Source organism: Caenibius sp. WL, from assembly GCF_019803445.1.
Classification (GTDB): Bacteria; Pseudomonadota; Alphaproteobacteria; order Sphingomonadales; family Sphingomonadaceae; genus Caenibius.
On record NZ_CP081844.1, the window covers coordinates 707104 to 727512 of the forward strand.

The window sequence follows — 20409 nt, forward strand, 5'->3', positions numbered from 1 at the left end:
CGCAAATCGGCCGCCAGCGCGGGCGGCCGCACCCGCCGCCCCTTTTTCGACGAGCCGCACTGGCCATTCGGTTCTCTATCGGCCAAGAGCGGGGCATGAGTACTTCCGTTTCCGCCGCGCCCCGCCATTTTCCGATGGGCGGGCGCGAATTCGTGGTCATGATGGCATTGCTGCAGGCGCTTCAGGCCCTGGCGATCGACGCCATGCTGCCGGCCCTGGGCGTGATGTCGCAGGATCTCGGCGTGCATGATTCGAACCAGCGCCAGCTGGTGGTGGGGGTGTTCCTCATCTGCTCGGGCCTCGGTTCGCTGTTTCCCGGGGCGCTGGCCGACCGGTTCGGGCGCCGCCCGGTGCTGTTCGTCTGCCTTGGCGGCTATGTGGTGTTCAGCCTGGCCGCCGCGCTGATGCAGGATTTCACCGCGCTGCTGGTCATGCGCGGGCTGGCCGGGCTGATGTCGGCCGGGATGATCGTCATGAGCATGACCATCATCCGCGACCGGTTCCAGGGCGATAAGATGGCGCGCACCCAATCGCTGGTGGCGATGGTGTTCATGATCGTGCCGATGATCGCGCCGACGCTGGGGCAGGCGGTGCTGCTGGTGGCCGACTGGCGCTGGATCTTCGGGATCATGGCCGGGCTGGGCGCGCTGCTGGCCCTGTGGGCGGCGCTGCGCCTGCCTGAAACGCTGCATCCCGAATACCGCCAGCATATCGAAGTGCAGGTCATCGCCCGCAACATGGGCACTGCGCTGATGAACCGGTCGGCGTTCGGTTATGTCTTCGGCATGGCGCTCGTCCAGGGGGCTCTGTTCGGCTATATCAATTCGTCGCAGCAACTCGTGGCTGAACAGTTCGGCGCGGGCGACAGTTTTCCGCTGATTTTCGGCGGGATGGCGCTGGCGATGGCCTGCGCCAATCTCACCAATTCGCGGATCGTGGAGCGGTTCGGGGCGCGGCGCGTCTCGCACACGGCTCTGCTGGGGTTCATCATGCTGGGCGCCGTGCAATTGTGGCTGGCGGAGCGCGGCAACGAAACACTGTGGGAATTCGCTCCGGTGATGACGCTCAATCTCTGCCTGATGGGGTTCCTCGGGGCCAATTTCGCTTCGATCGCCTTGCAGCCCTTCGCCCGTATCGCTGGGGCGGCGGCATCGTTGCAGACTTTCATGCGGCTGGTGATCGGCTCCGCGTTGGGGGCGTTCATCGGCCAACTTTACGATGGGTCCGCCCGCCCGCTGGCCTTTTCGCTGATGGCGGCGGGGGTCGTGGCCCTGCTGCTCGTCCTCTATAGCGAGCGGGGGAAACTGTTCCAGCGGCGGCACGGGGTGGTGCCGCAAGCGTGAGCGCGCTGTTCGACCTCATCGTGATCGGCGGCGGGGTCAACGGCGCGGGGATCGCACGCGATGCTGCCGGGCGCGGCGCGCGGGTGCTGCTCCTCGAAGCGCGCGATCTGGCCAACGGCACGTCGAGCGCGTCGACCAAGCTGGTCCATGGCGGCCTGCGCTATCTGGAATACCGCGAGTTCGCGCTGGTGCGCGAAGCGTTACACGAACGGGAAACGCTCTGGCGGATCGCGCCGCATATCGTGCGGCCGATGCGGTTTGTGCTGCCCCATGCGCCGGGGCTGCGCCCGCGCTGGATGCTGCGTGCGGGGCTGTTGCTTTACGATTTGCTGGCCGGGCGCAGCGCCTGGCCGCGCGCGCGGGCGATCCGCCTGCCGGTGCACCCGGCCGGGGCCGCACTCGACCCGGCTTTGACGCATGGGTTCGAATATTCCGATGGCTGGGTGGACGATGCCCGGCTGGTGGTGCTGAACGCGCTGGATGCGGCCGAACGCGGGGCGGAAATCCGCACCCGCACCCCGGCCACAGCCGCGCGGCGGGCACGCGACGGGGATGGCGATCACTGGGTGGTGGACACCCCGGCGGGCGCGTTTCGCGGGCGGGCGCTGGTCAACGCGGGCGGGCCGGGCGCGGACGATGTGGCGTGGCTGGCCGGGATCGACCCGCCGTTCAGTCTGCGCCGCGTGCGCGGATCGCATATCGTCGTCCCGCGGCTGTTCGATCATCCCTATGCCTATATCTTCCAGCAGCCCGATACGCGGATCGTGTTCGCCATTCCCTATGAGCGCGATTTCACGCTGATCGGGACGACTGACCGCGACCACACCGGATCGCTTGCCGATGTCCATGCCGATGCCGGGGAAGTGGCCTATCTGTGCGCGGCGGCCAGCCGCTATTTCCGGCAGGCTATCGCCCCCGGCGATGTGGTGTGGAGCTATTCCGGGGTCAGGGCGCTGGTCGATGACGGATCGGGCCGCCCGGAAGCGGCGACGCGCGGCTATCGCCTGCCGCTGTCGCCGCCGGGCGAAGGGGCCCCGCTGCTCGATGTCTATGGCGGCAAGATCACTTCCTATCGCCATCTGTCGGAAAGCGCGGCCGATCTGCTGGCCACCCGCCTGCCGGAACTGGCGGGCGGGGCGTGGACGGCGCATGCGCCGCTGCCCGGCGGCGATTTTCCGGCGGGCACGCTGGACGCATTGAGCGGCAGCCTGCAGGCCGAATACGGCTTTCTCGATCAGACGCAGGCCACGCGCATCGCCCGCGCCTATGGCACGCGGGCCGGGCGCTGGCTGGGGCAAGCGCGCAGCCGGGGCGATCTGGGCCGCGATTTCGGCGCGGGGTTGAGCGAGGCGGAAGTGGCCTATCTGCGCGATACCGAATGGGCCCGCACGGCGGATGATGTGCTCTGGCGGCGCAGCAAGCTCGGCCTGCACATGACCCCGGCCGAGCGGCAGGGCGTGGCGGCCTACCTCGGCGAATAGTGAAAGGTTGGAACGGTTCTGATTTCCGGGCCAGCAGGTGTTTCCATCTGCTGCGAAAGCACTCCGGGCCGCATGGATAAATTCAGCCCCGAATGCTTGTCTGCTTTCCGCAGGCCCATCCGATGCCTTGAAGGGGGAAAGTTGTGGGAAACGGACATTTGAATGAACCGTAAGATCGCGTGGTCGTTCTAGAATTAAATGGCGCCAACCTTTATGAAATTACGTGTTTGGCGGGCAACGAATAAAGATGCTGCCTTCTGTTGCATGCGGCTTCCGAAACCATTGTTTGTCTGTTAGATTAAGGATAATCCTTTAAGATCCTTTTGTTTTTCCCCTCAGTTGAGTCAGCCACAATCCAAAATTCAGGATAGAATCCGACAATGTGGCAGAGTTCGATATCGATGCCGCCGATATTGGTAAAATCGCCTGCGGTAATTGAGCTTTTTGCCAGATAACGTTGGGTCCGTTCCGGATAGCGCGAAAGTTTCAGCAAATCGAGCGAACGCTGTCCGTGCTCACGGCTGTGCCTCGATTGCAGCGCAATGAACCATGAGACGCATTCGCCAATCAGCTCCATCGATCGTTGACGCTCGAGAGGGGCAGGTAAATCAACCACCAGCCTATCCAGCAGCGGTGCTCGTCTATCTACGACCTCTTCATGCATCGTCTGAGGAACCTCGATGAGAAGCTTCATGAAGTCAGCGGGGTGCTCTTTGTAACGATCATAACAATCGGATGAGCGCAGACTGTGAGCGGTTACCGCTGCGGCCATGTTTGCAACTGAAACACTACCCATGTTGTGATCCTGATGAGCACTAAATATTCGTCGGGTATCGTATTGGACCGGACACAACCCCGTTGGGGTCACCAATTCGGCTGCAGCGGCGTGATCCCCGCTAACAACTGGTATGCGGGCATAGCTTGCCTCAACTAGAACTCGGCCCAGTGTTTCGAGATTTGACGTACTGGGAAACAATAGAATATCAACGTTGGACAAAAAAGACCATATTTCGTTATTTCTACGCGGCGGATAGTATTTAAAACAGTCATCGCGTCCGAGCGCGTCTTGTAACTGAGCGCGTACACAATCTGGATCACAGTTGGGTGAGTGTACTTCGCCACATGCAATCAGACGATAGCGATTTTCCGAATTACGATTCAGGTGGATCAGCAGTTCAATGATGTCCGGAAAATTCTTATCGTCGGAAAGGCGGCCAAGATATCCAAGTGTTATAGGAACACCTTCTGGCCTTTGCTTATGATAGCTCCTCTTGGGCCTCGTTTTGGGAAAACAAACGGTTAGCGGATAGCAAATCGCGCCAGGATAATTAGGGAGGTGCGGGAACATTTGGGAATAAATGTCCCACGTATACTGGCTGGCAAACAGCAGCGTATCATCGCGTCTCAGAAGTGGTTGGCAAAGATGTTCCTGAAGTAGGTAACTGCTCCAGATTGCCGTTCGAACATCACGGACTATTCGAAAGGAAAGCCCAAGTCGTTCACGCAACCAAAAATAATAATGCGCATGTGGTCCAACATTGCTTACAACACAATCTAGATCGCTAAGGGTTTGATAAGCATACCGTTCATCTCTGAGAAGACGCATAAAATCGTGGAATCGAACTTCAATTTCGGGCGTAGAATAAAGTTTGAGTAATCGTGCAATATTCTCATGAGCGAGATTGGCTCCATCTTTCTGCGTCAGCAACGGGTCCGTAACATAGTCATGAAGTCCAACTCGTGTCATTCGGCAGCGGTCGCTCCAGTTTGTTCTTGCGATGCTGCATTCGTGGTGGCGGTCACCGAAATTGCCTCATTCGTATGCTCATGGATCATCTTCATGATCGTATTTACAGTATCTGGGGGACAGCCTGTCGGCAGCACAACACGAATAGAAGTGAACCAACTTGCAGGCAATCCATGACTGATTATGTCATCCAAACACATGAAGAGAATGGCACCAGTGGTTCTGCGGTCGGACAATATCGCTTTGGCGGCATAAAAACTATTTTGGAAAGGACCGATTACACCACCTTCCACGGTTGTCGCTGCATTTCCGTGAACTATCGCATTGTAGCCCTTAGCGGTCATTTCTTCGATGAACGCTGAAGACGGCGGCTTATGCGTATCCGATATGATCAAATGCACATTCAATTCTCCATGATTTTTCAGTAGTCTTGAGAGTATAAGATCGTATATTTCTGGAGTATCGCGGTGCCCGATTTGAGGTTTTCCGTTTACTTCACAAATGGCTCCGCCTACCTCGCGCCATGACTTTGTAATGTCGGTAATAATAAGATCTACGCCGGCGATATCGAGTCCGATCACGGATGCAGCACTCACTGCCAGCCTTAGATTGTCGAGATGAATGTGCGTCACTGGTATGATGGTATAGGTGCCTCCCGTCGATATATTGCTTTTCCTGCGGAGGACCACGAACCGTCCGCGCTCGGGAACACTGTCTTGCGTGAGCCCGTTTTCTTGCAACAGCTCCATCGCTTCTGCATCCAGGCTAATCCGCATATGGCCGGTGCGCCTTAGGGCGGCTTGATGATCGGGCTTGCGCTGCTCCTCTTTCATCAACTCCGCAATTGTCCGGCTGCCATCGCCGGTCACGCCTCCAGGGCGCCGTTTCATAACCTTGATGACTTCTCCATGCAGCACTGTCAGCCTGAAATCGGACCCAACAATATGCTTTTCTACAAGCAGGTTGCTGGATTCTGCCGAGGCGCATGCGTACGCCTCGCGAACAGCTTCGTCGTGAGGCAGCCCTGCATACACCCCTCTGCCACCATCCAGATCATATGGCTTGACGACGACCGGATAACCAATCTGCTCAGCAATAGAAACTGCCTGATCAGCGTTTGCAGGTATTCCATGAATGGGCGTTGGCAATCCATGGAGGTCAAGAATGCGTGCGCAAGCAAATTTGTTCCGGGCATTTTTGATAGCCATCGACGGGGTCGAATCTGTAATCGTACTATCCAGCCATCTGCTGTTGCAGCCCACTCCGAAGCTGATCACATCGCTCGCAATGTGATTTATCTCAAGTTTCCGGGTGTGAGCGGCTTCGAGAAAATGAAAGACGTTGGTGCCGGGTAAGGCATGCTTTCTGAGCTCTGCTCTTAGCTCGGCGTAAAGACGGCGAACGTCTTCTAGCGAGTGTGTCTGCTTGGAGGGCGGGAAAACGAAAAACCTGATAGCTGCGAGTATCCATGCCATGACTGTCTGCGACGCGGGTGTACAGAAGTACGGCATTATCAGCAGCCGTTCCGTGCTATTCAGGTTGAACGAGTGTCCAAGGCCAAAAACGGGAAGGTTGGCATTGCGCTGAATAGCTGCCTGCCAAGCGAGAATACGAAATAGGATGAGAGATGCATGGTCATTTGCCTGTGGCAAATGAATTGGCTGATCAGGAAGAAATTCCTCCATAGCGTTATCAAGCGCAGTGCCATCGATCTGGTATGGCAGGTGAAGCTGTATCCGTACTGACGCGACCGATTGACGAATCCCAAAACCCTTTCCCGGCAGAAAGACAAAGGGACCCCGTAGCTGCAGCACGGGATCATCGGTTTCCTGAGTTATGAAATTCTCACCAATCATCGTATCAAGGGATACGCGAAGCTCGTCAAATACTCCAGGCCTATGCGAAGCTGTTCGCCCTGATCCGGTTGCAGAGATGATGGAAATAATGTTACTTTTTACGGAAATTTATTCTCTTATGAGGAGCGAGGGGCGGGAAGTATGAAGGGAGGAGATCTGCAAAGAGCGGCTATACTGATGCAGCATGTTGCAAAATTCGAACGGGTTGAATTGCCTAAATTAACACGTCACCAAGTATGCAATCCTTCAATTCTAATAGATAGTGGCCGAATTCTGGTGGCTTATAGAGGGGTTAACTATGATTTGAGAAATGGAAACTACAGGGCGTACTATTGTGGTGAGCGAGTAAAATACTCAGACACCCAGAATTACCTCGCAGAATTGGATATGGGGTTAAACCTCACGCAAGCTTCTTTTTTGGAAGATCGCCATATCCGGGCTCATGACCTTGCACTGATGGGCTTGCAGGATTTGCGATTGTTCAAATGGCAAGGTCATGTTTTTGCAGTGGCGGCGGCAGCAGGATTGATTGCAAATGCTAACGGTCGTGATGCCCTCAAGATTTTTACGATGGTCTTGCTTGAGGTGCGAGGGGGAATCCTCCGGCTCCATAGGTATCTGCCTCGCCGCCAGTTCCACGAGAAAAACTGGATGCCATGGGTAAAGAATGGTGAGCTGAATTTTGTGTATGCCGGAAACCCTTGCGAGATTGTGCAGCTTTCGGAAGAAGGAGAGATACATACCGTAAAAATTAACCCGGCGATGGACCTCGATTTGTCGGGGGGGTCCTGTGTCATGCGCATATTGGGGCGGTATGTAGGAATATTACATCGCAAACAGGCCTTGTACGTTCCCAACCCACACACCGGCAGCACCAGCGTCAAGTTTGTTTACACACATGTTGTCGCTATTTTTGATGACGACTTTTCTCTCATTTCTATGGGAGGTGAGTTTTCGTTCGAGGGTCAGAACGTTGAATTTTGTAGCGGCGTTGCGTTTCACGACAATATGATCGTCTTGTCCTACGGAGTATGTGACAGTGCAGCTGTCATTCTGCGCCTGGATGCCCTTGAATTCTTCAAATTTGCTGGTGTCGATCTGTGCATTTTTAATCTTAGGGTCGGGGTTTGATGGCCGGAACGTATCTTTGCCCAGAGCCGATACGCTCGAACAGTTCAATATTTTGTAACACCCATACCACTGCTTGGTTCTGAGGTTTCAGCCCGTTAACGGCAGCTTTGAGCGGGAACCAATTTGTCCAAGCCCCCTAGAGGTCGGAGGCTTTCATGCGGAAGATCGGCTGGTGCGGTTCGTAGGCTTCCATCCGTTCCAGCAGCAGATCCAGTTCGTGTTCCGCGATCAGGATGCGGGCATGGGCCGGGCGGACGAAACCGGTATCGGTTATGTGCCGGACAAAGCCGAGCAGTCCGTCGTAGAAACCGAAAGCGTTGAGCAGGCCGACCGGCTTGCTGTGATAGCCGAGTTGCGCCCAACTGATCGCCTCCCACAATTCGTCCATCGTGCCGACCCCGCCGGGCAGAGTGAGGAAAGCATCGGCAAGTTCGGTGAACAGCGCCTTGCGTTCGTGCATGGTGGCCACGACATGGAGGTGGGTGCAGGCCTCGTTGGCCACTTCGCGGTCGACCATCGCTTCGGGGATGACCCCGATCACTTTGCCGCCCGCTTCCAGCGCCGCTTGCGCCAGCGCGCCCATCAGGCCCAGCTTGCCGCCGCCATAGACCACGGTGATGCCCCGCCGGGCGAGTTCCGCCCCGACCGCGCCCGCGAGCGTGAGATAGCGGGAATCGGACGGCGTGGCCGATCCGCAATAGACGGCGATGGCGCGGAGCGTGTGGTTCATGCGGCGAAATCCTCCAGCATCAGGTCGGCGGTCACTCTGGCGCTGCTGATCACGCCGGGGATACCCGCGCCGGGATGCGTGCCCGCCCCCACCAGATAGAGATTGCCGATCGCCTCGTCGCGGTTGTGGCCGCGCAGCCATGCGCTTTGCGTCAGAATCGGCGCGAGGCTGAACACGCTGCCGAGATGGACGTTGCCATCCCGCGCGAAATCGCGCGGGGCATAGTGGAACCGGGTCACGATCCGGTCATGGATATCGGGGATCAGCCTGCGGCCGACTTCGTCGAGAATGCGCTTTTCGAGCATTGGGCCGATCTCTTCCCAGTCGACGGTCAGCTTGCCCATATGGGCGACCGGCACCACCGCATGGAAAGTGCTTTTTCCCGGCGGGGCGACGGAAGGATCAGTGACTGTGGGATGATGGAGATAGATCAGGAAATCGTTGGGCAGCACACCATGATCGAAAATGTCCGCCAGCAGCCCTTTATAGCGCGGACCGAACAGCATCATATGATGCGGAATGCCCGGCCAGCTTCCCTCCATCCCGAAATGGACCACGAACAGGCTGGGGGAAAAGCGCTTGCGGGCCAGCTTGCGCGCGTAGATCCGGCCTCGCTGGGTTTCGCCGAGCAGATCGCGATAGGAATGGACGATATCGGCGTTGCTGGCCACGGCATCGCAGGCTTGGTGCCAGCCGCTGCGTGTGTGCACCCCGGTCACACGGTTGCCCAGCGTTTCGATCCGCACCGCCGGATCGCCCAGCCGGATCGTGCCGCCCAGCCGTTCGAACTGGCGCACCATGGCGGCGACCAGCCGGTTGACCCCGCCGCGCGGCCACCACAGCCCGCCCTGCTTCTCCAGCTTGTGGATCAGTGAAAGGGCCGCGCTGGCGTTCATCGGATTGCCGCCGACGAACAGCGTGCGGAAGCTCAGCGCCTCGCGCAGTTTGGGCGCGCGCACGAAGCTGCCCGCCCGCGCATAGATCGAGCGCCAGGCCTGATAGCGGACCATGGCCGGGAGCAGCTTGGCCATGCTCGATGCCGTCTGGAAAGCGGTCTGGCCATGCCTCTGGTAGGTTTCGCGATAGACCTGCGCGGCGTAGTCCTGAAATTCGCCGTAGCCCACGATATCGGCCGGGGCGATGCGGGCGATTTCGCGCTGGAGCGATGCTTCGTCGCGGGCGAAATCGAAATTGGTCCCATCCGGCCAGTTGAGCCGGTAGAACGGCGCCACCGGGAGCAGTTCGACATCGTCGGCCATGTGATGCCCGGTCAGGGCCCACAGTTCCTCGAAAGCGAACGGATCGGTGATGATCGTCGGGCCGGCATCGAAAGTGAAACCGTCTTTCTGCCAGAAATGGGCGAGGCCGCCGGGCTTGTCGCGCGCTTCGATCACGGTCGTGGCGATTCCCGCCGCCTGCAACCGGATCGCCAGCGCCAGCCCGCCGAATCCCGCGCCGATGATGCACACCCGCTTGTCCGCGGCACTCATGCCGTATCTCCGGGTAGAGCGGCCGGGATCGGGTGAGGCAGAGCCCTGCGGAAGGGAAAGAGGTCAAAGGAGCGGCCGCGCATCGCCGCGCGACTGTAGCGCCTGCCCGGCGATGCGCAATCTCTGCTTGCCGCATGGGGGCCCGGCGCATGGCCGGTGGCCGTGGAATCCTTGCACCCGCGGGTTGCGCGGGGGGCCAAAACCCGCTCTGAATCAGGCGGAACATGCGAAGGGGAGGACCGTTTGACCATACGATCGCCAGGCCTGTTGCCGCATCGCCGCGCCATCGTGGCCACGGCGGTGGTGTGCCTGCTGGTGCTGGGCATCTTGCTGGCCATGGGCCGCCCGCCGATCTGCGCCTGCGGCACGGTGAAGCTGTGGCACGGCGTGGTGCAATCGGCGGAAAACAGCCAGCATATCGCCGACTGGTACAGCGCCAGCCATGTGATCCATGGGCTGCTGTTCTATTTCTTCGCTTGGGTGCTGTGGGTGCGCTGGCGTCTGTTCGGCGGCGTGCCCGCCCGGTATGCCCTGCCGATTGCGGCGGCGTTCGAAGCGTTCTGGGAAATCCTCGAAAACTCGCCGATGATTATCGAACGGTATCGCGCGGTGACGGTGAGCTTCGGCTATGTCGGCGACAGCATCGTCAATTCGTTGAGTGATATCGGCTGGATGGTGATCGGTTTCCTCCTCGCCAGCCGCCTGCCTGTCTGGGTGAGCGTTGCGCTGGCGCTCGCGCTCGAACTGGCGACTTTGATTCTGATCAGGGACAACCTTACATTGAACGTGCTCATGCTGGTGTGGCCGATGGATTCGGTCCGCCAGTGGCAAGCGCTGGGGGGATGATACCGCGTAAGGAGAGAGCACATGAAATCGATTGTCGTCCATATCGGACTCGATAACGGGCAAGATGCGCGTTACCGGGTCGCCGTCGATATCGCCCGCGCCTTCGATGGCTATCTCACTTGCATCCAGCCCGCCACCCCGGTCGACGCCTATATGCCGATCGATCCGTTCGGCGGGGCCGCGTTCATTGGCGATGCCTTTGAAAAGGCGCGCGAAGCGGAAGACGATCAGCGCCGCGAGGTGGAAGCACGTCTGGCCAAGGAAGGTATCGGCTGGGAATGGCATCGCCATGCCGCCGCGCCTGCCCGCCTGCTGATCAGCCATAGCTGGCTGTCCGATCTGATCGTGGTCAGCGCGCCGCCCGCCAACTGGGCTGCCCGGCTGGGTTCGCCGCCGATTGCCGCCGAAGTGGTCACCCGCGCGCCGGGGGCGACGCTGGTGGTGCCGGAAACGGCGGCGGACTTCGCGGTCGATGGGCCCGCGGTGGTGGCCTGGAACGGCTCGCCCGAATCCTGCCAGGCGATCCGGGCTGCGTTGCCGCTGCTCAAGCGGGCGCAATCGGTCACTCTGGTCTGCGTCGAAGCGGACCGGCACGAGGACCTCCCGCCTCTGCAGGCTGCCACGTTCCTTTCGCGCCATGGCGTCGCCAGCGAGATCGTGCAGATCGGCGCGCGCGGCCGCCCGGTGGCCGAGGCGCTGCGCGATGCTGCGCTCGACCGCAAGGCTGCCTATCTGGCGATGGGCGCCTATGGCCATTCGCGCTGGCAGGAAAGCCTGCTGGGCGGCGTTACGCGTGACATGCTGATCGGTTCGCCGCTGCCGCTGCTGCTGGCGCACTGATCGCGGGTGATCCGCCGCCTGTTTCCCCGCGCCTGCCATGCAAGGCACGTTTTTCACGCTTGTGCGTTGGAAAGGCGTTAGGGAGCAGCCATGCGAAATTTGCTTTTGTGTACAAGTGCCTTCTGCGCGGCGGCGATCGCCGCCCCGGCGATGGCGCAGACCGTTCCTGCCGGGGCCGCCGGTGGCGAACCCAGCGTTTATGACGGCGACTGGCTGAGTGTCGGCGCGGGGGTGGGCTACGGCCCATCCTACGATGGTTCGGACGATTACGTGGTTTTCCCGGTGCCGGTGGTCCAGGGCAATCTGGCCGGTATCGGCATCACGCCGCGCATGGGCGGGATCGCGCTCGATTTCGTGCCCGACCCGGACAAGGGCGTGGGTTTCAATATCGGCCCTTCCATCCGCCTGCGCACCAATCGCGCCAGCCAGATCGAGGATAAGGTTGTCCGTTCGCTCGGCAAGCTCGACCGGGCGCTGGAAGTGGGGCCGAGCCTCGGGATCAGGGTGTCGCAGGTGTTTCACCAGTACGATGCCCTCTCCATCAACGCCGATGTCGCGTGGGACGTGGCGGGAGCGCACAAGGGCATGGTGGTGACGCCTTCGGTCACTTATTTCACGCCGCTCAATCGCGGGGTGGCCATCGGGCTCAACGTCAGCGCCGAATATGGCGACCGCAAGTTCGCCGATTACTATTACTCGGTCAGCCCGGCGCAAAGCGCGGCCAGCGGCCTTTCGGCGTTCTCTGCGGGCAAGGGCTTCACCAAAGTCGGGGTGGCGGCGATCGGCGGAATCGATCTCGATGGCGATCTGCTGAACGGCGGGTTCGCCGTGGTGATCGGCGGCGGTTACGCGCGGATGCTGGGCGATGCGAAGGATTCGCCGTTCACGTCCGAACGCGGCAGCCCCAACCAGTGGTTCGGCGCGGTCGGGCTGGGCTATACCTTCTGATCGGGGCAGGCGGAACGGCCATGGCCGCATCCCGCGCCGCGCATCGGCTTATTTCCCCAGCGCTTCCTGGGGCAGGGCCGGGCGTGGGCCGGGAACGGGCGCGGTGCGATTGCCTGTCTTCAGATAGGTGTCGAACCATTCCATCATCCGCAGGTTGAAATCATACCGCGCGGCGGCCCGGCGGTTGCCGTGGCCTTCGCCGGGATAGAGCACCAGCCGCACCGGCGTTTCCGGCTTGCGCACTTTCAGATTGCGGTACAGTTCCATGCTCTGCGCCGGGTTGACGCGCGGATCGGCCGCGCCATGCAGGATCAGCAGCGGCGTGGTCGCCTTGCCCACGTGGTAGATCGGGCTGCGTTCCAGCAGGTGCTGCCATTCCTCCCACGGATATTTCAGTTCGTGCACCAGCCGCATTTCGGTGGGGATGTCGGTGGTGCCGAATTTGCTGATGAGATCGGAAATGCCCACTAACATCACCCCGGCGGCGAATTCCTCGCTCTGCGCGGTGGAGGCCCAGGCGGTGGCGAACCCGCCGTAGGAGCCGCCAGTCATGCCCACCCGGCGCGGATCGGCCACCCCTTGCGCCACCAGCGCCCGCTTGCCATCGACCAGATCGTCGAATTCCTTGCCCGCGTAATCGTTCTGGTGCTGCTTCGAAAAAGCAGTGCCATAAGCGGTGGAGCCCCGGTAATTGGGCAGGAACACGGCATAGCCCCGGCCCGCCGCGACTTGCCCGGGCCCGCCGTAATTCGTCACCCAGCCGTTCGATTCATGGGATTCGGGTCCGCCGTGGACATCGAAAATCGTCGGGGCGCCGCCGCGCGGCACGCCGCCCACCGGCTCGATCAGTACCCCTTCGATCGCCTGCCCGTCGCGCGCGGTATAGGTCAGCGTGCGCTGGCGGCCGAAATCGATCTGCGCCAGCCACGGATTGTGCCGTGTCCAGCGGGCGAAGCGGCCATCGGTCAGCACGAACAGTTCGCCGGGGTGGGCCGGGCTGTCGGCGTTGACGGCGATGGTCTGGCCCATGGCTTTGACCTGGTTGAGAATCAGATCGCCCGGATCGATTTCCTGCGCCGTGCCATCGGGGGCGTAGATGCGCAGCACGCTGCGCGCGCCCTTGTGGATCACCGCCGCCAGCCGGCCATCGGGCAGCCAGGTGGAATCGATGGCCGCTTCGGCCGCCCCGGCGTTGAGCGGAGTCATCGCGCCGGTGGCGAGATCGATGCGATGGAGCGTGGTCGGGGCGGGATCGTGCTGATCGACCGCCGCCAGCAGCGCCAATGTCCGGCCATCTGGGGCCAGTTCGGGATCGGCGATCTTGCCCGGGGTTTCGATCACCCGCCCGATGCGGCCGCTGGCAAGGTCGAGCACGGCCACGCGCTGGCGGGTGTAGCTGTCGTCCACGCTCGGCGTGGGGGCGGTGGTCAGGATCGCCGTGCGCCCGTCCGCCGCGATCTGGATGGCGGTGGCATGCCCTGTCAGCGGGATCGCGCGGGGGTGCTTGTCCAGATCCTTGCTGCCGCCCCTGCCCGTGATCCGGGCGGCGAACAGGCGGTTGGTGCGCCATTCCTCCTCATAGATTTCGGCGGTGAACCCGGCCTTGGCTTCGGCCTCGCGCCGTTCGTCCTTCGCCGGGCTGGCAAGCAGGTAGAGCGTCGCCCCATCGGGCGCCCAGGCGTAGGCAAGGATATCGCCATCCTCGATCGCGGCGAGCTTGCGATGGCCGCCGCCGTCCACCGGAATGCCCCAGACGGCGTCTTTCTCATCTTTCGCCGCCCAGATGAAGCTGATCGTCCGCCCGTCGGGGCTGAAGCGCACTGTCGACACGTCCATATCGGCGGGCAGGAACGCGCGAAGCTGATCCGGCCCCCAGGCGAGATGGAGCTGCTGGCGCGCCGCGCCGTTCTTTTCACCCCGCGTCACATCGGGCAGGCTCTGGCTGGTGTAGGCGATCCGCGTGCCATCGGGCGACAGCGCGATCTGGCCCACCTGTTCCAGCCGGGCGACATCTTCCGGCGTCATCGGCCGGGCATGGAGCATGGCGGGCGCGGCCAGCACGGCCAGAGTGAGACAGACGGTAAACGGGCGCACGGTATCTCCCTGTTGTCCGGCCCGGTGCGCGGGCCCCATGTTCTAACCCCTTGATACCGCGATGGCGCGGGGCCGCAAGCGGGTCCTGTCACTCCCGGCCGGGCCTTGCTTCCTCGCGGTGGGAGAGATGACAGGCCCCGGCGCTTGGTTTATGGCAGCGCCCATGAGCCAAGCGATCCCGGTGTTCATCCTTTCGCTACCCGATGCCGCCGCGCGGCGAGCGCGGAGCGCGCGCCATCACGCGCGGTTGGGAATCGCCTGCACTATCATTGACGGGGTCGATGGCCGGCGGCTTGACGAAGCCGCGCGGCAGGCGGCGGTTGCGCCCGGGGTTTCGCTCTCGCCCAGCGAGATCGGCTGCCACCTCTCTCACGCCAGAGCATGGGAGGCGATCGTCGCCAGTGGCGCGCCTTGCGGCGTGGTGCTGGAGGACGATGGCCTGATCGCCGCCCGCTTCGCCCCGCTCCTCCGCGAGGGGCTGCCGGTCGACCGGTTCGATTACCTGTTCCTCGATGTCGATGCCCACAACGAGTTGGGCCTCGTCGCCTACGACCGTGCCGACGCCCTGGCGCTCGGCCATGGCTTGTGCGCCTATACCCTGTCGGATGGGGGCGAGGGGGCGCATGCCTATGTCATTACCCGCACCGAGGCGCAGCGCCGACTGGCCGAGGCGGTGCCCCTGCGCGGGCCGGCGGACATCTACCATGTCCTGCCCTATCGCCCGAGAATGCGCGCGCTGGTCTCGCCCAAGGGGGCGTGGGTCGCGCCGACCAGTCTGGTTTCCTCAATCACCGACCGGGCCGAGCCCGAAAGCCGCGTTCCGCTCCGTGCCCTGCGGCGCTGGGCGTTGTTCTACGATGTGGTCGATTGGCTGCGCGGGGATCTGCGCAAGAAGCAGCGCCGGATCGATGCCATGGTTGCCGAGGGCACCCTGCCCCCCGGGCATGACTGGCGGGCCATGCCCACCGGCCGCCGCATGCTGTTCGAATAAGCCGCAGGGCCGCACTGGACGGCGCGCGGGCGCTGGCGTAGAGTCATCCCATCCCCGGGGAGCCAGTGCTGGCTGAGAGGGGCCGGTCATGCGGCCCGACCCGTCGAACCTGAACCCGTTAGCACGGGCGGAGGGAAGGGTTGCCGCATCGGCGTTCCCCGGTCCTCCGTCCATCTGAGGAGCGCCATATGGCCGATATCAATTCCCGTTTCGAAATCGGCGTCACCACCGGGCCGATCCGCGGTTCGCGCAAGATCCACGTGGGCCCGCTGAACGTCGCGATGCGCGAAATCACGCTGGAACCGTCGAGCGGCGAACCGCCGGTGCGCGTCTATGACACGTCCGGCCCCTATACCGATCCCGATGCGCGGATCGATATCGCCGCGGGCCTGCCCGCGCTGCGCCGCGACTGGATCGTGGGCCGGGGCGATGTGGAAGCCTATGACGCGCGCCATGTGAAGCCGGAAGACAACGGCCAGTTGGGCCCGGACCGTTCGGGCGGCGTGCCCGCTTTCCCCAACGTGGTGAAACGCCCGCTGCGCGCGAAGCCGGGGATGAACGTCAGCCAGATGCACTATGCGAAAGCCGGCATCATCACCCCCGAAATGGAATATGTCGCCGCGCGCGAAAACCTTGGCCGCGAAATGCTTAAAGACCATGTGCGCGATGGGCAGGATTGGGGCGCGGCGATCCCCGATTACGTGACCCCGGAATTCGTGCGGGACGAAGTGGCGCGTGGCCGGGCGATCATCCCCAGCAACATCAACCACCCGGAAAGCGAGCCGATGGCGATCGGCCGCAATTTCCTGGTCAAGATCAACGCCAATATCGGGAACAGCGCGGTCGCCAGCGATGTGGCCAGCGAAGTGGACAAGATGGTGTGGTCGATCCGCTGGGGCGCGGATACCGTGATGGACCTCAGCACCGGCCGCAACATCCACGACACGCGCGAATGGATTCTGCGCAACAGCCCCGTGCCCATCGGCACCGTGCCGATCTATCAGGCGCTGGAAAAGGTCGGCGGCATTGCCGAGGAACTGACCTGGGAAATCTTCCGCGACACGCTGATCGAACAGGCCGAACAGGGCGTGGACTACTTCACCATCCACGCTGGCGTGCGCCTGCCCTATATCCCGCTCACGGCGAAGCGGGTGACCGGGATCGTTTCGCGCGGCGGGTCGATCATGGCCAAGTGGTGCTTGGCGCATCACAGGGAATCGTTCCTCTACGACCATTTCGACGAAATCACCGAGATCATGAAGGCCTACGACATCGCCTATTCGCTGGGCGATGGCCTGCGCCCCGGCTCCATCGCCGATGCCAACGACGAAGCGCAGTTCGCCGAACTTTATACCCTGGGCGAACTGACCAAGCGCGCTTGGGCGCAGGACGTGCAGGTGATGATCGAAGGCCCCGGCCACGTGCCGATGCACAAGATCAAGGAGAATATGGACAAGCAGCTCGAAGCCTGCGGCGAAGCGCCGTTCTATACGCTCGGGCCGCTCGTCACCGATATCGCGCCGGGGTATGACCATATCACCAGCGGCATCGGCGCGGCGCAGATCGGCTGGTACGGCACGGCGATGCTTTGCTACGTCACGCCGAAGGAGCATCTGGGCCTGCCCGACCGCGACGATGTGAAAGTCGGCGTCGTCACTTACAAGCTCGCCGCCCACGCGGCGGACCTCGCCAAGGGGCATCCGGCGGCCAAAGTCCGCGACGACGCGCTTTCCCGCGCTCGGTTCGAATTCCGCTGGCGCGATCAGTTCAACCTCTCGCTGGACCCGGACACGGCGGAAAAATACCACGACCAGACGCTCCCCGCGGAAGGCGCGAAATCGGCGCACTTCTGCTCGATGTGCGGGCCTAAGTTCTGCAGCATGAAAATCACGCAGGAAGTGCGCGAATTCGCCCGCCTGCAGAACCAGCCTTCCGATGCCTTCGTCGCGGCGGAGGCCGAAAAGGGCATGGCGGAAATGAGCAAGGTCTATGAAGAAACCGGCCGCGAACTCTATATGGGCGCCGGGGATCGGGAGCATGATTGACGGCATCATCGTCTGTAGGGTGTAGATCTATCCGATGTACGATGGGGCGGATGGAGGGTTAAACCCCCATCCGCCCTTTTTCGTGCTCGTGTCACTTGGAATGGCAAGCTGGGGCGCAATGCAAATGGCAGGCGATTGTATCGCTTGCCGATATTCCATTGCCAATACTCCATCCGCTCAGCCTGAGCCTGTCGAAGGCTGCGCGCAACGGCAGCCTCCCGCTCTGGAAAGCGCCTCGCCACACGTCTGGCGCGCAGCCTTCGACAGGCTCAGGCCGAACGGGTTTCGGTACCGGGGCCATTCACATTGGCAAACGATACAATCGCCAATATTGACGATGGCGGTTCCTGGCACGAATTGGGCGCTCGTTTCGTTTGGGACGTTGCTCTTCCAGTTGGTTTGCGTTGAAACGCGAGATCGCCGAACAGTATGGGCGGCTCCACAGTGGCAGTGTATGAACCAGAACCCATGACCCAATCCCCCACCGACGAACTTGCCATTCGCGCCGCCCGCGCGGCATTCAACCGCGCTTTGGCGGCGGGCGATCTGGCGGGAGTTGCGGCGGTACTGGCGGAGAAGGCGGTGCTGATTGCGGGCACGGACAGTGCGATCCTTTCCGGGCGCAAGGCGCAACTGATGGTGTGGAAGCGCGATTTCACGGACGCGGGGCGGGCGGTCTATGAACGCCTGCCCGACACGATCACGCTTTCCCCCATCGGGCCGATGGCCATGGAGCATGGGCGCTGGCGCGGAGTGGCGCGGGGCAATGCCGCCGATTTCGCGGCGGGAACTTACACCGCCAAATGGCGCCGCCTGCGCGGCGCATGGGTGATCGAAGCCGAAATCTTCATGACCGGGGAATGCGGCGGGGCCTTCTTCCCCTGACCGGGAATGGGCGTATGCTTGTGCCCGCCTGCCCCTGCGGTTAGCCTTTCGCGCCGCATCGTCGATGGAGGTGTGCATGGCGAAGGACAGACCCAGGCTGCTTTCGGGCGACAATCCGCAAATCCCCAAGGGAGAAGGCGATGGGTCGGTGCAGGCCTATATCGCCGCGGTGCCGGGGTGGAAGCAGGCGGTGTGCCGCCGGATCGATGCGATCGTGACGCAACAGGTCCCCGGCGTGCGCAAGGCGGTGAAGTGGAATTCGCCTCTCTACGGCGCGCCGGACGGGCCACCGGGAACGTGGTTCCTCAGCTATCATTGCTTCACCCATTATGTGAAAGTCACCTTCTTCCGGGGTGCGGCGCTCGATCCCGTGCCGCCGGGCGCATCGAAGCACCCGGCAGTGCGCTACTACGATATTCGCGAAGGGGCGTTGGACGAAGCGCAGTTTACCGCCTGGGTGGAGCAGGCCAGCCGCCTGCCGGGCGAGAAAATGTGAGGGCGCAGGCAGGACGCGCGGGTCACGGGAACGGAGTGCCGCACAGGCCGTTGCTTTCTCATGACCGTTCGCTCGCGGCGGGCGCACCGCCGATCATCCGGCCCCACGTGGGGCGCGGATCGGGCGTAAGGAGCGAAAATGATGAAAAGGTTTGCCTTGATCCCGCTTGCCGCCGCGACTCTCGTTCTCGGCGGCTGTGCCACTGACGGCTACGGTTACGGTGATAGCGGCGGCTGGGGCTATTACGACCGCGACTATTACGGGCGTCACGGCAGTTACGACTGGAACCGGCCCGATCCCCGCTATGGCGGCTATTATGCCGACAACTACTATCGCAGCGACCGCCGCTATCGTGAACGCCGCCTGTCGCGGGACGAGCGGATCTATCGTGGGCGCGATGGGCGCTATTACTGCCGCCGGTCGGATGGCACCACCGGGCTGATTATCGGCGGCGTGGCAGGCGGCGTGCTCGGCAATATCATCGCGCCGGGCGATTCCAAAACCATCGGCACCGTGCTAGGCGCGGCGGGTGGGGCGATCCTCGGCCACAGTGCCGACCGTGGCCGCAAGAGCGACGATTTCCGCTGCCGCTAAAATAAAGAGCGAACGTGTCGATACAGGCCCGCCGGCTCACGCCGGTAGGGCCTGTGTCCCTCATGGCGTTGACAAACGATGCTCGAAATAAGAACATAAAGTGAACATATTTCGATTCGGAGAGCCCTCGTGCGTCCGCCGCTCCTTGCCTTGCCACCGCATGCCTTGCTCTATGTGATGATCAAGCCGCCGCTCGCGCCGCGCGATGCCTGCGTTGCCTGCCGCAAGGCGCTGGGCATCAATCCGCATTACGCGGCCAACCGCTTCCATTGCACCATGCTCCCGCTCGGGCGGTGGGACGCGTGGCCGGATGCGCGGCTGGCCACGCTGATCGCCGCGCTGAGCGGGTTCGCGTTCGATCCGTTTTTCGCGGTGTTCGACCGGGTGGCCTATGGCGCGAAAAAGCATGCGACGCTCAGGCCGCGCCGGGGGCTGCGCGCACCGGCACGGTTTCACGCGGCGCTGCGCGATCATCTGGCGGCGGTGGGTATCGCCCCCGCCGCGACAGAGAAGGCGGATGCGGGGAAGAAGGCGCATTTTCAGATGCATCTGACTCTCGCCTATCGAGGGCCGCATCCGGGCGGCGGCACGGGCACGGTGGCGATCGATCCCATCGGCTGGTGGGTGGACGAATTCCAGCTCGTCTGCAGTATTCACGGCAGCAGCCAGCATGAAGTGCTGGGCCGCTGGCCGCTGATCGCGCAGCAGGAATGGCTGCCGCTGGGCGATCCGCTGTTCCGCCCGCATTGCCCCGGGCCCGAGGGCGCGGGGACGGTGCGCGCGGCAGAGCGGGCGATGTCCCGTGCGGCACCAACGGTACAGACGGGGCTGGCATGGGATATCCCGGCGGAGCGGGCCGCATGACGCCCGCCCTGGCAATTGCGCCATCGAA

At 62.3% G+C, this 20409-nt stretch carries 17 protein-coding genes and 1 riboswitch; of the genes, 12 read left to right on the forward strand and 5 right to left on the reverse strand.

Features of this window, described 5'->3' with window-relative positions; genetic code table 11:
- Positions 1-95 precede the first annotated feature (95 nt).
- Together K5X80_RS03475 and K5X80_RS03480 are read left to right on the forward strand one after the other, a co-directional pair.
- Positions 96-1343, forward strand: coding sequence for a multidrug effflux MFS transporter (locus K5X80_RS03475; RefSeq protein WP_222559464.1), 1248 nt, complete (start codon positions 96-98; stop codon positions 1341-1343).
- Positions 1340-2824, forward strand: coding sequence for a glycerol-3-phosphate dehydrogenase (locus tag K5X80_RS03480; protein ID WP_222559465.1), 1485 nt, complete (start codon positions 1340-1342; stop codon positions 2822-2824). Before K5X80_RS03475 ends, K5X80_RS03480 begins: the two co-directional genes overlap by 4 nt.
- Positions 2825-3122: 298 nt before the next feature.
- Here the strand turns inward: K5X80_RS03480 and K5X80_RS03485 are convergent, their stop codons facing one another.
- Entirely contained in the window at positions 3123-4571 is a 1449-nt protein-coding gene (locus K5X80_RS03485; RefSeq protein ID WP_222559466.1) for a glycosyltransferase, read from the reverse strand.
- A complete protein-coding gene (locus K5X80_RS03490) occupies positions 4568-6427 on the reverse strand; it encodes an ATP-binding protein (protein ID WP_222559467.1) in 1860 nt (619 codons plus the stop codon). Before K5X80_RS03490 ends, K5X80_RS03485 begins: the two co-directional genes overlap by 4 nt.
- Positions 6428-6568: 141 nt before the next feature.
- On the opposite strand from K5X80_RS03490, the gene K5X80_RS03495 reads away from it, so the two are divergent.
- Complete coding sequence (locus K5X80_RS03495) at positions 6569-7558, forward strand: hypothetical protein (protein WP_222559468.1); 990 nt, start codon at positions 6569-6571, stop codon at positions 7556-7558.
- 136 nt (positions 7559-7694) lie between these two features.
- Here the strand turns inward: K5X80_RS03495 and K5X80_RS03500 are convergent, their stop codons facing one another.
- Together K5X80_RS03500 and K5X80_RS03505 are read right to left on the reverse strand one after the other, a co-directional pair.
- Complete coding sequence (locus K5X80_RS03500; protein WP_222559469.1) at positions 7695-8288, reverse strand: LOG family protein; 594 nt, start codon at positions 8286-8288, stop codon at positions 7695-7697.
- Positions 8285-9778 (reverse strand): phytoene desaturase, encoded by a 1494-nt coding sequence (locus K5X80_RS03505; protein ID WP_222559470.1) that lies wholly within the window; start codon positions 9776-9778, stop codon positions 8285-8287. Before K5X80_RS03505 ends, K5X80_RS03500 begins: the two co-directional genes overlap by 4 nt.
- Positions 9779-10045: 267 nt before the next feature.
- On the opposite strand from K5X80_RS03505, the gene K5X80_RS03510 reads away from it, so the two are divergent.
- From K5X80_RS03510 to K5X80_RS03520, 3 genes are all read left to right on the forward strand, one after another.
- Positions 10046-10624, forward strand: coding sequence for a DUF2585 family protein (locus K5X80_RS03510; RefSeq protein WP_283249217.1), 579 nt, complete (start codon positions 10046-10048; stop codon positions 10622-10624).
- A 21-nt stretch (positions 10625-10645) separates the two neighbouring features.
- Complete coding sequence (locus K5X80_RS03515) at positions 10646-11464, forward strand: putative universal stress family protein (RefSeq protein ID WP_222559472.1); 819 nt, start codon at positions 10646-10648, stop codon at positions 11462-11464.
- 90 nt (positions 11465-11554) lie between these two features.
- Entirely contained in the window at positions 11555-12412 is an 858-nt protein-coding gene (locus K5X80_RS03520) for a MipA/OmpV family protein (protein WP_222559473.1), read from the forward strand.
- 48 nt (positions 12413-12460) lie between these two features.
- Here K5X80_RS03520 and K5X80_RS03525 read toward each other — a convergent pair whose 3' ends face one another.
- Positions 12461-14545: a S9 family peptidase gene (locus K5X80_RS03525; protein WP_222559474.1), complete on the reverse strand. Its 2085-nt coding sequence runs from the start codon at positions 14543-14545 to the stop codon at positions 12461-12463.
- A gap of 124 nt (positions 14546-14669) precedes the next feature.
- Between K5X80_RS03525 and K5X80_RS03530 the strand changes: the two genes are divergently transcribed.
- The 6 genes from K5X80_RS03530 (at position 14670) to K5X80_RS03555 (ending at position 20381) form a co-directional block, all read left to right on the forward strand.
- Positions 14670-15497: a glycosyltransferase family 25 protein gene (locus tag K5X80_RS03530; protein ID WP_261390617.1), complete on the forward strand. Its 828-nt coding sequence runs from the start codon at positions 14670-14672 to the stop codon at positions 15495-15497.
- Positions 15498-15542: 45 nt separating this feature from the next.
- Positions 15543-15650, forward strand: a riboswitch (TPP riboswitch).
- A gap of 35 nt (positions 15651-15685) precedes the next feature.
- Positions 15686-17542, forward strand: coding sequence for a phosphomethylpyrimidine synthase ThiC (gene thiC / locus K5X80_RS03535; RefSeq protein WP_222559476.1), 1857 nt, complete (start codon positions 15686-15688; stop codon positions 17540-17542).
- Between the two features lie 468 nt (positions 17543-18010).
- Positions 18011-18427: a nuclear transport factor 2 family protein gene (locus K5X80_RS03540; RefSeq protein ID WP_222559477.1), complete on the forward strand. Its 417-nt coding sequence runs from the start codon at positions 18011-18013 to the stop codon at positions 18425-18427.
- 76 nt (positions 18428-18503) lie between these two features.
- On the forward strand, positions 18504-18923 hold the full coding sequence (locus tag K5X80_RS03545) for a DUF1801 domain-containing protein (RefSeq protein WP_283249218.1): 420 nt from the start codon (positions 18504-18506) through the stop codon (positions 18921-18923).
- A 141-nt stretch (positions 18924-19064) separates the two neighbouring features.
- Positions 19065-19517, forward strand: a complete 453-nt coding sequence (locus K5X80_RS03550) for a glycine zipper 2TM domain-containing protein (RefSeq protein WP_261390618.1) — start codon at positions 19065-19067, stop codon at positions 19515-19517.
- A 129-nt stretch (positions 19518-19646) separates the two neighbouring features.
- Positions 19647-20381 (forward strand): 2'-5' RNA ligase family protein, encoded by a 735-nt coding sequence (locus K5X80_RS03555; protein ID WP_222559480.1) that lies wholly within the window; start codon positions 19647-19649, stop codon positions 20379-20381.
- Positions 20382-20409: the final 28 nt, after the last annotated feature.

What these genes read in the sequence shown, in the direction of transcription:
- K5X80_RS03475 (WP_222559464.1), top strand. Translation starts at nt 96, where the DNA reads ATGAGTACTTCCGTTTCCGCCGCGCCCCGCCATTTTCCGATGGGCGGG.
- K5X80_RS03485 (WP_222559466.1), bottom strand. Translation starts at nt 4,571, where the DNA reads ATGACACGAGTTGGACTTCATGACTATGTTACGGACCCGTTGCTGACG.
- K5X80_RS03490 (WP_222559467.1), bottom strand. Translation starts at nt 6,427, where the DNA reads ATGATTGGTGAGAATTTCATAACTCAGGAAACCGATGATCCCGTGCTG.
- K5X80_RS03495 (WP_222559468.1), top strand. Translation starts at nt 6,569, where the DNA reads ATGAAGGGAGGAGATCTGCAAAGAGCGGCTATACTGATGCAGCATGTT.
- K5X80_RS03500 (WP_222559469.1), bottom strand. Translation starts at nt 8,288, where the DNA reads ATGAACCACACGCTCCGCGCCATCGCCGTCTATTGCGGATCGGCCACG.
- K5X80_RS03505 (WP_222559470.1), bottom strand. Translation starts at nt 9,778, where the DNA reads ATGAGTGCCGCGGACAAGCGGGTGTGCATCATCGGCGCGGGATTCGGC.
- K5X80_RS03515 (WP_222559472.1), top strand. Translation starts at nt 10,646, where the DNA reads ATGAAATCGATTGTCGTCCATATCGGACTCGATAACGGGCAAGATGCG.
- K5X80_RS03520 (WP_222559473.1), top strand. Translation starts at nt 11,555, where the DNA reads ATGCGAAATTTGCTTTTGTGTACAAGTGCCTTCTGCGCGGCGGCGATC.
- K5X80_RS03525 (WP_222559474.1), bottom strand. Translation starts at nt 14,545, where the DNA reads ATGGGGCCCGCGCACCGGGCCGGACAACAGGGAGATACCGTGCGCCCG.
- K5X80_RS03530 (WP_261390617.1), top strand. Translation starts at nt 14,670, where the DNA reads ATGAGCCAAGCGATCCCGGTGTTCATCCTTTCGCTACCCGATGCCGCC.
- thiC (WP_222559476.1), top strand. Translation starts at nt 15,686, where the DNA reads ATGGCCGATATCAATTCCCGTTTCGAAATCGGCGTCACCACCGGGCCG.
- K5X80_RS03540 (WP_222559477.1), top strand. Translation starts at nt 18,011, where the DNA reads ATGACCCAATCCCCCACCGACGAACTTGCCATTCGCGCCGCCCGCGCG.
- K5X80_RS03545 (WP_283249218.1), top strand. Translation starts at nt 18,504, where the DNA reads ATGGCGAAGGACAGACCCAGGCTGCTTTCGGGCGACAATCCGCAAATC.
- K5X80_RS03550 (WP_261390618.1), top strand. Translation starts at nt 19,065, where the DNA reads ATGAAAAGGTTTGCCTTGATCCCGCTTGCCGCCGCGACTCTCGTTCTC.